At 58.2% G+C, this 12,249-nt stretch carries 8 protein-coding genes; 2 read left to right on the top strand and 6 right to left on the bottom strand.

Going from position 1 to position 12,249, the window contains the following annotated elements; translation table 11 throughout:
- Positions 1-2,646 (top strand): cation-translocating P-type ATPase (locus tag Q1A59_RS17595; RefSeq protein WP_299645313.1); only part of this gene is annotated, 2,646 nt, incomplete at its 5' end.
- Between the two features lie 212 nt (positions 2,647-2,858).
- Here the strand turns inward: Q1A59_RS17595 and Q1A59_RS17590 are convergent.
- Positions 2,859-3,674: a hypothetical protein gene (locus Q1A59_RS17590; protein WP_298401628.1), complete on the bottom strand. Its 816-nt coding sequence runs from the start codon at positions 3,672-3,674 to the stop codon at positions 2,859-2,861.
- A gap of 540 nt (positions 3,675-4,214) precedes the next feature.
- Between Q1A59_RS17590 and Q1A59_RS17585 the strand changes: the two genes are divergently transcribed.
- Positions 4,215-7,169 carry a G8 domain-containing protein gene (locus tag Q1A59_RS17585; protein WP_299645314.1) on the top strand — a complete coding sequence of 985 codons (2,955 nt, stop codon included), beginning with the start codon at positions 4,215-4,217 and terminating at the stop codon, positions 7,167-7,169.
- A gap of 125 nt (positions 7,170-7,294) precedes the next feature.
- Here the strand turns inward: Q1A59_RS17585 and Q1A59_RS17580 are convergent, their stop codons facing one another.
- The 5 genes from Q1A59_RS17580 to Q1A59_RS17560 all read right to left on the bottom strand — a co-directional run.
- Positions 7,295-8,410 carry a glycosyltransferase family 4 protein gene (locus Q1A59_RS17580; protein WP_299645312.1) on the bottom strand — a complete coding sequence of 372 codons (1,116 nt, stop codon included), beginning with the start codon at positions 8,408-8,410 and terminating at the stop codon, positions 7,295-7,297.
- Between the two features lie 573 nt (positions 8,411-8,983).
- Complete coding sequence (gene upp, locus Q1A59_RS17575) at positions 8,984-9,616, bottom strand: uracil phosphoribosyltransferase (RefSeq protein WP_298401623.1); 633 nt, start codon at positions 9,614-9,616, stop codon at positions 8,984-8,986.
- Positions 9,617-9,751: 135 nt separating this feature from the next.
- Positions 9,752-10,489 (bottom strand): response regulator transcription factor, encoded by a 738-nt coding sequence (locus tag Q1A59_RS17570; protein WP_299645311.1) that lies wholly within the window; start codon positions 10,487-10,489, stop codon positions 9,752-9,754.
- A 49-nt stretch (positions 10,490-10,538) separates the two neighbouring features.
- On the bottom strand, positions 10,539-11,828 hold the full coding sequence (gene clpX, locus Q1A59_RS17565) for an ATP-dependent Clp protease ATP-binding subunit ClpX (protein ID WP_298401617.1): 1,290 nt from the start codon (positions 11,826-11,828) through the stop codon (positions 10,539-10,541).
- A 52-nt stretch (positions 11,829-11,880) separates the two neighbouring features.
- A partial coding sequence (locus Q1A59_RS17560; RefSeq protein ID WP_299645310.1) for a ClpP family protease occupies positions 11,881-12,249 on the bottom strand: 369 nt, incomplete at its 5' end.

Raw genomic sequence — 12,249 nt, 5'->3', positions numbered from 1 at the left:
TCATCGTGGCACGCTCGTGATCTCGCCGATGTGTACGCTGAATTGAACAGTTCGCCCCGTGGCTTGACCAGCACCGAAGCCACTCGTCGCTTGGCCTACTACGGGCCTAACGAGCTGCAAGCGGCGGCACGAGTGTCGCCGTGGGCTATCTTGCTCGCTCAGTTTCAAAATGTACTGATTATCATTCTGCTTATTGCCACTGGCCTCTCGTTGCTGCTCGGTCACGGCATTGAATCGATTGCGATCATCGTGATTGTGCTCTTCGCCGTGCTGCTCGGTTTTATCCAAGAATACCGCGCCGAGCGGGCGATTGAGGCGCTGCGCCGCTTGGCTGCGCCCAATGCAACGGTATTGCGCGATGGCGTTGAGCAAGCGATCCCGGCGCGCGATCTCGTTCCCGGCGATGTGGTGCTGGTGCGCGCCGGTGATCGGGTACCCGCCGACCTGCGCCTGATCGAGGCGGTGAATCTCCAGATCGAAGAGGCCGCGCTGACCGGCGAGTCGCTGCCGGTCGAGAAGACGGTTGATCTGCTCGTGCCGGCTACGGCACCGGTCGCCGAACGGCGGAATATGGTCTATGCCGGCACATCGGTAAGTTATGGCCGTGGGCGCGGGATTGTGGTCGCGACCGGCATGCAGACCGAGTTCGGCACGATTGCGACCATGTTGCAAACCATCGAGACCGGCCGCACGCCGTTGCAAGCGAATCTCGACCGGGTGGGGCATACGCTGGCGCGGGCGGCGCTGGTAATCGTCGCCGCGATTACCGTGCTCGGTCTCTGGCGCGGCCAGCCGCTGGTCGAGATGATCATCTTTGGGATTGCGCTGGCAGTGGCAGTGGTACCCGAAGCGTTGCCTGCCGTCGTCACTATCTCGCTGGCGATTGGCGTGCAGCGCATGGTCAAGCGCAATGCGCTGATGCGGCGCTTGCCCGCCGTCGAGACGCTCGGCAGCACATCGGTGATCTGCACCGACAAGACCGGCACCTTGACCAAAGACGAGATGACGGCGCGCCGGTTGTTTGTAGCCGGCCAGTGGTGGGAGATGACGGGATCGGGATATGCGCCAGAAGGTGAATTCCGGCTGGCGGATCGGCCTACCCCGCCTGATGAAGCCGTCCGCCAGCTCTTGCGCGGCGCGGTGCTCGCTTCCGACGCCCGCGTCGTCTTTCGCAACGAACGCTGGCAGGCGCAGGGTGATCCGACCGAAGCGGCTTTGGTAGTGGCGGCGGTAAAGGCTGGCTTAGTGGTTGATGAATTGATCACCCAAGCGCCGCGGGTGGCCGAAATCCCATTCTCGTCCGAGACCAAACGGATGATCACGCTCCATGATGAAGATGGCGTCACGGTAGCGTATGCGAAGGGAGCACCGGAGGTGATGGTGCCGGCGTGCAGCCACTGGCTATCGCCAACCGGCCTTGCCCCGCTCACCGATGCTGATCGGGCAAGAGTGCTAAACGCGGCCCAAGATATGGCCGGCGCTGCCTTGCGCGTGCTGGCCATCGCCACCAAAGCTCCGGCCACCCTAGACGATGCCGAACATGATCTGACCCTGCTCGGTCTAGTTGGTATGATCGATCCGCCCCGCCCCGAAGCGAAGACCGCCATCGCCACTTGCCAGCAGGCCGGCATCCGGGTCGTGATGATCACCGGCGATCACCCGTTGACCGCGACCGCTATTGCCCGCGAATTGGGTTTGCTCAGCCACGGGCGAGTCATGACCGGCAACGAACTCGATGCGCTCAGTGACGACGCCTTTGCCCGCATCGTCGAGACAGTGGATGTCTATGCCCGCGTCGCTCCAGCGCACAAGCTGCGCGTAGTAGCGGCGCTGCAACGCAAAGGCTACGTTGTTGCTATGACCGGCGATGGCGTCAATGATGCACCGGCGCTCAAGAAGGCCGACATTGGCATTGCGATGGGCATCACCAGCACCGATGTCACCAAAGAGGCGGCGGCGATGACCATTACCGACGATAATTTCGCCTCGATCGTAGCGGCGGTCGAAGAGGGACGGCGCATTTTCGGCAACATCAAAAAATACCTGATGTACTTACTCTCATCGAACATCGGCGAGATCACGCTGATGGCTGGCGCGACGCTAGCCGGCTTACCGCTGCCGCTCACCGCAGTGCAAATCCTCTACGTCAACCTCGCCACCGACGGACTGCCGGCGCTGGCGCTGGCCGTCGATCCGCCCGACGACGACCTCATGCGCCAACCGCCGCGCGATCCGCGCCGCGGCATCTTCACCCGCCCAGTGGTCGGGCTTATGATGATTGGCGGCTTCTGGTCGGCGCTGGTCAATCTATCGCTCTTCGGGTGGGCCGTGCAGAGCGGGCGTGGCATGGTTGAGGCGATGACCATGACCTTCGTCTCGTTGGTGCTCATCCAATTCTTCAAAGCCTACAACTTCCGCTCTGATCACCTATCAGTCTTTCACCGCCCCTTTGCCAACCGTTGGCTCAACCTCGCCATCCTCTGGGAACTGCTCCTGCTGGCGGGGGTGGTCTACGTGCCCTTCCTGCACGAACCGTTCGGCACCTTTCCGCTCTCACTCAATGATTGGCTGATCGTGGTGCTGGTAGCGCTGACGGTCGTACCGGTGTTGGAAGCGGCGAAATGGGTGTTGCGGCGGTTAACGTAATGGCGCAAGGACGGCAAAAAACGAAAAGGGGGCGAAGATCGCAAAGGTTTTTATGGATAAGGATGTAAGGGAGGATAGAGAACACCTTGTGATAGGTCTACAATTTACTATCATCTTAGCGCCCCCCAGCATTCACACATCTCCATCCAAAACCCTTCGCGCTCTTCGCGCCTTTTGCGCCTGTGCGTTAACCCCTGCGCGTCTTTAACAATTCACACTGCCTGCATCTCAGCCCGCCCCGTCGTTGCAAACAAGGCGCGGGCCAGCGGCACGTAGGCCGACGCACGCCGCACATAGTCGCGGGCGGTCGGGTTGGCCCGGATCACCACCGGATCAACGATGCCCTGATTGTGCCACGCGGCCAACGTGCGCCACGAAATCGGCTGACCTTCAACAGCAGCACGCAAGATACCGCGTTCGAGGTTAGCAGCAAGGTAGTTGATCGCTAACTCATCAGTGCTGATCTCAGCAGTGATCGCGGCAAACAAGGCCCGTCGATCGGAATACTGCGTCAGATCGATTTGACTGCCTTCCACCCGTAGCGGCACACGTAACATGCTCCCGTCAGCAAGCGGCACCTCACCAGCCAGTATCTCGGCCGCCACCGAGGGCCGCAGATTGGCCGGCCAGACGCTAAAATTGGCCCCCATGCCGCTCAAATTGGCTTGCTGTTGGGCAGCTTGGTACCACGGCGTCACCATCCGCAACGGCGGAGCCAGCTCCTCTGCCCACCCAAAGTTCTCGTTGTAGAGGATCGTTGCCATCACTACGGCAAACTCGCGGTCGCTCATCCCCGACAACTGCGGATGATTATGCCGCGCCGCCGCCGCTAGTATCGTGCTGCGCAAACGCCTCATTCGCGCCGCAAATGCAGGGCGTACATACGCTTCAATCGTCGGGCCGGGGCGAGTTGGCGGCGCCGTGCGCGCCTGCGGCATCGTCGCACGCGTTGGCAGTGAGCCAGCTAAGACTGCGTGATCCACACCGATCAGGCAGAGCGCGATGACGAGCACAAGAAAGCGTCGCATAGGCGGTGCCTGTCGCTAGAACTCTTTTTCAACCCTGCCCCAAAGACATCAGGCCGCGTTCGCTATGATGAAGACGCTAGGTAACAACGTGTGGTTGCATCTCCACATACAGGTGTCTGAAAAGAGCGGTGAATGGGCGATAGGCGAGGATCCGTACTGACCATTCGCTACGCGCCAACGATACGATAAGCACACCTCAGCGCATCTTGTGTCTCCGAGTGAGCATTGTTCAGACACATCCTGTATATCCCTGCGTTGGCCTAGCTAGCAAGAGACTATGGGCTGATATTCGCGTTCATTCCATCCCTCGATTGCGCCACGAGCTATACATATCCTACCGGTCATCATAGAGTACATGAGCAAAGTACCATTGCTGTCAGCTCTAATTTCTAGGTACTTTTACTACATAGAGAAGAGCTTTCAAAATGAGCAACACGGTTAGTTGCACAACAGAAGTTCTCAGCACAGTGCAGTGCTACGTGTTCGTCGTGCTACGTCTTTAACCCACCCAGCATTCTAGAAAGATCTGCGTTGCCTGTGATGCATTTCCGTTTCTTGCGCGTCGGCGTGAGTGTTGGTCTATGCAGTTTGATCACGCTCTTCCTCATCGCACCGCTCATCTCATTGCTGGCTGCACCTGTATCGCCTGAGATTACTCTTTCTACTGATCAGAACTACGATCTCCAAGTTGTGGCCGGTCAAACAGTTCGTTGGCACAATACCAGCACAAGTCCGCATCGTTTGCGCGCTATTGATAACAGTTGGGCAACGCCACTCATTCAGCCCGGTGAAACCGTGACCCAGACCTTCACCATGCCCGGTCAGTCGTTATTCGTGTGCGATATCGATCCCACGATACGCGGTGTGGTGACAGTACAATCCGGCAACACCATTTTCGTGCCGTTGGTAGTCGGTCGCACGGTCGAGCGTTGGTCACAGCCGGGAACGTGGGGTGCCAGTCTGCCCCAAGCCGGAGCGGCGGTCACGATCCCCGCCGGAAAGGTAGTGCTGCTCGATACCAGCCCGCCTCCGTTGCAGAGTTTACTGATCGAAGGCGAGTTAATCTTTGACCGGCGCGATCTCGACCTCACCGTGGGCTGGATTATGCTGCACGGCAATGGCCGGCTCCGCATCGGTAGTCCGAGCGAACCGTTCACGCATCGTGCAACTATCACCCTCAACGCATCCGACCCGAATGAAGATGTGATGGGTATGGGTACACGCGGGATTTTGTTGATGGGTGGCACGTTTGAGGCGTATGGCCTCATACCGAACCGGGTTTGGACAACGCTGAACGATCATGCTGCTGCCGGCGCTACCAATCTGACGCTGCGGGACACAGTGGATTGGCAGTCGGGTGATCAGATTGTGATTGCACCGACCGATTATTACGGCGTCGCCGAAACCGAACGTCTGACGGTACAGGCCGTGAGTGGCTCACACGTGACGCTGGCGATGCCGCTGACCAGAGCACGGTGGGGACGGTTGCAGTATGTCAGTCCAACGAGTCTGACCGAGACTCCTACTACCGCAGTGACACCGCTGGTGCTTGACGAACGAGCCGAAGTCGGCCTGCTTTCACGTCGGATTGTGATTCAAGGCGCTGACGACACGCTCTGGCGCGATCAACGCTTTGGTGCCCATATCATGGTGATGGATCATGCGGTGTTGCGGCTTGATGGAGTTGAGTTACGACGAGTCGGGCAGGGTGGTCGCTTAGGCCGCTATCCAATCCACTTTCACATGATTTCGTATACTGAAGATGGTCGCTTTATTGGTGACTCACCAGCACAGCTGGTCGCCAATTCAAGCATTTGGAACTCGGCCAACCGCTGCATTACTATTCACAGTACGAATGGTACAACCATTCGCAACAATGTTTGCTACGATATTGCTGGCCATGCCATTTTCCTTGAAGATGCTGTCGAGCGCCGGAATGTGATCGAAGGCAATCTGGTGCTGCGCGTGCGTCAGCCACCACAGCCACTCTTGCCAAGCGATCGCAGCAGCTTCCGACGCGGGCCGTCAGGGTTTTGGCTGACCAACCCTGATAACGTGGTACGCGGCAATGTCGCCGCCGATACTGCGGGCAACGGCTTTTGGCTCGCCTTCCCGGAACGATCGCTCGGCCCAAGCAAGCGGGTTCCAATGCGTCCGAATGTTATCCCGCTTGGCATCTTTAGTCATAATGTTGCCCATTCCAATAGCAAGCCGGGGATCAACATCGATTTTGCACCGGTCGATGATGAAGGAAATACCGCTGAACGTAAGTATACGCCAACCAATGATGGCGAGCCGTACCGCGTATCAAACGGCGTTCGCTTCACTCTTAGCGACATCACCACCTACAAAAACAATGACAACGGATTGTGGAATCGGGTCTCGTTGCCGGATTATGTGCGTTTTGTCGCGGCAGACAACGCGGGGATGTTCTTCGCCGGCGCTGGTGACAATGGCAAAATCTACGATTCGCTCATTGTCGGTGAAAGTCTGAACAACCACAACGTGCCTGTGTCGTTGTTTACCAACCAACCAAATGCTGCGATCGCCAGCTATCACAGCACGTTCGATATCTTCGACAACGTGATTGTGAATTTTCCGCTACATCCCCGCCCTGATCGCGCCAGCGGCGCATTTGCGACGAACGATTATTACACTCGTCCGGTCGATCGCGGATTAGTGCGCAATCCGAATAACCGATTGATCAACGCCCATCCGGGCCGACGGGTGATCTCGCCCAACATCCATACGCCAACCGGCAATGCAACGCTTGCCGGCGCGCTCTGGGATCCGCACGGGTATTGGGGGCCGGCCGGCAACTATTGGGTCTACGATATACCCTTCCTCACCGCTGGTCAAGAGTGTGGAGCCGTTGAACCAGTTGGGCAAAATGGCCGCAGTTGCCGCGGGCCGTACTATGGGGTAGCTGGTTTCAGAATTGATAATAGTGATCTATATAAATCGTTGATGCCACTGACCATCACCCGCCTTGATGCCGACAATCAACCAATCGGCCAGTGGGTGGTCGAAGAGGGCTTTAGCGGCATGCGCAATACGTTCGCTATCATGCAATGGATGCGCCATTTCGCTACTGTTTCGGGTGGTCGCTACTTGGTTGAGTTCCGTGATGGCTCAACCAGCTTACCACCACCAACCCACGAGCTACGGTTGTTACTCTCGAATATGCATACGACGTCCGATCAGATCATTCTTGGCGTGCCTTTTAGTAGTGGGAGCGGAGTGGTTGCCTATCTGACGACCCGCGAGCTATATCAGAACGCAGAGGCGGGAGCGCCCGAACGTCGCGATTTGATGCCGGTGAATTCGTTTGCCGCCATGTTGGCCACCGACAACAGTATGTGGCACGACCAAGCCAACCAGCGCGTATGGATCAACGTGCGCGGCGGGGTACCGATATTCGGCGACGAACTTGCAGATCCGTTGTCGGATGCGTCGCTCTACCGCGAGACGAACGTGCGCATCTACCGACCATAGTGACCCCTGAACCGAAGGGCGCCCCCCTCCCGCGTGTGGGAGAGGGACGCTCAGCCAGCCGAGTGCTGTGTACAATCACGCGCCCCCCTCCCACGTGTGGGAGAGGGGCGTAAAGGCTGATCGTATCACGCGACTCCCAGCTTTGGTTGCAATCTTAGGAGCACGAGCAATACCGCGCTGCCAAGCACAATCAGCGCCACCAATTTCATCAACGGGGTAAAGAAATCGAGCAGCCCAATTGCGCCAAAAGCGATGCTTAAGCCGTAGTAACATGCCACCACCTGTCGCTGGCTCAAACCGAGATCAAGCAGGCGATGGTGCAGATGGTCGCGTCCGGCTTGTGCCGCCGAGCGCCCGCCCAATGTGCGGGTCAGAATCAGCCACGCCATATCCACGATCGGCACCCCAAGCACCAGCAAGACCGTTGCCAGCTTAGCCCCGCCGATCAGGGCGCAGATGCCTAGCGTGTAGCCGATCGCCATTGCCCCCACATCACCCATAAAGATGCGGGCCGGATGGGTATTGTAGAGCAGGAACGCCGCACACGCGCCACTCAGCGCCAGCGGCAGCAGCGCGACCGTCAGTTGCGGCGGGTCGAGCGTCAGGGTGTGCAGAGCCAACACCAACCCGGCAATCAACGTTACTCCCGCCGCTAACCCATCGAGGCCATCGATCCAATTCACCATATTCTGCATACCCACAATCCAGAACACGGTAGCAGCGATCGCTAGCCATGGGCTAAGGTTGTGCAGATGAATCTGGTTCACAAAGGGAAAATTGAACGCAGTCAGGATAATCCCGCGCGCCTCAGTCGGCTGGCCGAGCGCGTCGGGGTAGAGGGTGTGATCCCACAGATACGGACCGACGGCGATCAAGGCAGCGCCAATATGAACGGCGAGGCGCGGTAACGCCGGTAAATCGTACAGGTCATCCAGCAAACTAACAAAGGCGATAATTGAAAGGCCAATCAGCAGTAACCCAATGCGCAGATGTTCAAACGACGAACGGGATAATGTCGGATCGAGCTGCTCGAATACGAGACTAGCTATAAGGGCGGTCACCAAACCGGCGATGATTGCCAACCCACCCACAACCGGCGTTGGTTCGCGATGGACATGGCGCGGGCCGGGTTTGGCCACCCATCCCTCGCGGCGTGCCAACCTGATCAGCGGTGGGGTGAGCAGCGCCGTGACGGCGAAGGCGATTAGCGGCGCGCCGAGCAAGGCCAATGTGACAAGCATGCAATAGTCACTGTCCCTCAAAACGCAAAACTCCCGCTTATGATATGAGGAAAGCCGCCTAAACGCAACATCGCAACGAAATGAGCCATTAGCAGCGTTATTGTGCCATTTCCGCCTGTCATTGCGCCCTCCCCCCACCGGTCATTGCGAGCCGCCGCAAGGCCGCGACGCAATCTTGTGCGAGGGCGGGAGAAGGCTGGTTAGGCATCCGTATCCACTGAAGCGGGAAGATGGCTGCGGGAGCTGCGCCCCTTCGCACTGACAACTATTACTACCCGGAAATGACGCAGGCGGTTGACGGGACTGTGCCCCCCTGCACTGACAACCACCCATCCGGCGAAGCAATTCTTCGCGGGAGCGGAAGGAACCGGTGTAGGCATCTGTTCCGCTACAGGGGGGATTGCTTCAAGGGTAGGGCGTCCCGCTGGGCAGGTTCGCCCCACCCCTTCGCACTAACAAGCGGGCACGCCCCGCCTCACCCATTCGCATGATGCACGCGATTTGCGTCATACGAGGATATATACGCTCCCCCTCTCCAAAGGCATAGGCGAGGGAGCAAGGGGGTGAAGGTCGCTACCCCGTTCCGAATTGGCGGTCGCCAGCATCACCAAGGCCGGGCACAATATAGCCACGCTCGTTGAGATGACTATCAATCGCTGCCAGATGGATAGCAACATCGGGATGTGACTCAGACAACGCGCGCACCCCTTCAGGCGCCGCGATCAAACCAAGAAACTTAATCCGTTGCGCACCCCACCGTTTGAGAATATCCACCGCTGCCACCGCCGAACCGCCGGTCGCCAGCATCGGGTCAACGATAATCGTGAGGTCAATATCCGGCTTGCTGGGCAGCTTGTTGTAATATGTCACCGGCTGCAAGGTTTCGTGGTCGCGGTAGAGACCGAGGTGCCAGACATGCACTGTCGGCAGAATGTCAACAATCGCCTCAGCCATACCTAGACCAGCGCGCAGAATGGGGATGATGCCGATTCGCTCGGCCACTTCATAACCCTCGCAATTAGCCAGCGGCGTCTCGACAGTCAGCGGCGCTAGCGCCAAATCTTGCGTTGCCTCATAAAACAACAACTGGGCAATCTCGCGCACCAATTCACGAAACTTCTTCGGCTCAGTCCACTTGCTGCGCAGGAGCGCCAGTTTGTGTTGCACCAGCGGATGGCGCGAAACAAACACGTGTGAGAAGGGCATATTCAGTTCCTGCCTTTATAGACATATGACGCAAAAACGCGAAGCTGCGAAGAGTGTTGCGGACTAAAACAGCACTATGCCTGCCCACCAACCTCTTTGCGCTTCGGCGTCTTTGAATAAAACCCGCACTCCGGTCTATGATCGCTCGAGCTTGTACCCGACGCCGCGCACCGTCAGAATGACCTTCGGTTTAGAGGGCTCCACCTCAACTTTTTCGCGCAAACGGCGCACGCAAACATCGACCAGATTGGTCTCACCGACATATTCATAGCCCCACACCTCGCGGAACAACACCTCGCGGGTGAAGACCTGCCCGGCGTTGGCAGCGAGGAAATAGAGCAGCTCAAACTCTATCGGCGTCAGTTTAATCTCAGCGCCGCGCACCGACACTTTGTGCGCGATGGCATCAATAGCGAGATCTCCCACTTGCACGAATGTTGGCGCAGTGCGCGCCTTTTGCATGTCTACCCGGCGCAAAATCGCTTCCACGCGAGCCACAAACTCGGCTACTTTGAACGGTTTGGTAATATACTCATCGGCGCCGCGCCGGAACCCTTGCACAATGTCATCGGTGCCATCCCGGGCAGTGATGATCACGATCGGCACATCGCTCTTGGCGCGAATGCGCTCGCAAGCATCGAAACCGTCAACAAAGGGCATCATCACATCGAGAAAGACCAGATCGAACTGGTCTTTCTCGAAGGCGTTCAAGGCATCCATGCCATTCGCCACCACTACTGTTTCATACTGTTGCGCCGGGAGGGCAGTCTGGATCAGGCGGCCAATCGAGGGATCGTCATCAGCCACCAAGATCCGGCGTTTGGGCGGCGGTTGATCGGCTGCGCGTTGTGATGTGCGATGAAATAATGGCATACGGATTCTTCGTTCGTTAACGTCGGGCCGCACGCCGTGCGGCTCTACCTTAGACGGCTTCGTCTAGCCGGCGGCGGTAATCGGCCCGCGGCACTAGAATCGGTCGGCCACGCCCCTGAATAACCTCAGCATTGACAATGCAGCGCCCAATATGCTCTTGCGACGGGATCTCGAACATCACTTCAAGTAAGACCTCTTCGACAATACTGCGCAAGGCGCGGGCGCCGGTACGAGCATTCATAGCGCGATCAACAATCGCTTCAAGGCTGTCGGGCGTAAACTCCAGCTCGCAATGGTCAAGCGCGAACAGTTTCTGATACTGTTTGATAATCGCGTTGCGCGGCTCGGTCAAGATACGAAGCATAGCCTCGCGGCTCAGCGGATCGAGTGCGACGATCACCGGTAACCGCCCGACAAACTCAGGGATGAAACCGAAACGCATCAAATCATCAGGAGTAATTTGGGCTAGCAACGCGCCCTCTTCATCGATCGTCTTCACCGGATTGCTGCCAAAGCCGATCGCCTGCTTGCCACGCAGCCGTTTGGCGATGATGTTGGTAATTCCCTCAAAGGCACCGCCACAGATGAACAGAACGTTCGTGGTGTCAAACGGAATATACTCTTGTTGCGGATGCTTACGACCGGGTAGTGGCGGCACATGTGCGACGCCACCTTCAAGGATCTTAAGCAGTGCCTGCTGCACGCCTTCACCCGACACATCGCGCGTAATCGAGGGGTTATCCGACTTTCGTGCGATCTTGTCAATCTCATCGATATAAATAATCCCGGTCTGGGCGCGTTCAACATCGCCATCGGCAGCTTGGATCAAGCGCAAGAGAATATTCTCGACATCTTCACCCACATACCCAGCCTCGGTCAACGCGGTAGCATCGGCAATGGCGAACGGCACATCGAGAATACGCGCCATCGTCTGCGCTAGCAACGTCTTGCCGCTACCAGTCGGCCCAATCAGCAAAATATTACTTTTGCTAATCTCGACATCATCGATTCGGGCGCCGGCGCGCACGCGCTTATAGTGGTTGTACACCGCCACCGACAAAGCGACTTTCGCCCGATCCTGCCCGATCACATACTGATCGAGCTTTTCGCGGAGCTTGCGTGGCGTCGGCAAGCGCGCGGGGCTAGGTGGTGGCGTGCGCCGCGACGCCGGTGTCTTCTGATCGCTCTCTTCGGCGATAATGGCGCTGCACAGCGCCACACACTCATCGCAGATGAAGACATTGCCGGGGCCGGCGATCAAGCGTTGCACTTCGTCTTGTCCGCGCCCGCAGAACGAGCAGGCATACGGATCACGACCGGGATTGCGGGTACGAGTCATGGGGAATTCTCCAGACGGGCGGGCGCCAGCGGTCACGCCCGCCCGGGTGTCGCTACTTCTTATCCTCGCGGGTGAGGATTTCATCAATAATGCCGTACTCTTTGGCCTGTTCTGGCGTCATGAACAGGTCACGGTCAAAATCCTTGGCAATCCGCTCGATCGGCTGGCCAGTGTCTTTGGCCAGCAGTTCACGCACCACCTGTTGCAGACGGAGCAGCTCGCGCGCCATGATCTCAACGTCGGGCGCGTAGCCGCGGGCGCCGCCGCCAGCCGGGTGCATGTGAATGGTCGAGTGGGGCAGGCTGTAGCGCTTGCCTTTAGCCCCGCCAGCCAGAATCGGTGTCGCCATACTGCCGGCCATGCCGACACAGACCGTCGCCACATCAGGCCGGATGTGGTGCATCGTGTCGTAAATGCCCAA

It is taken from the genome of uncultured Chloroflexus sp., assembly GCF_937951745.1.
Classification (GTDB): Bacteria; Chloroflexota; Chloroflexia; order Chloroflexales; family Chloroflexaceae; genus Chloroflexus.
This window is presented reverse-complemented; position numbering and strand designations above follow the sequence as displayed.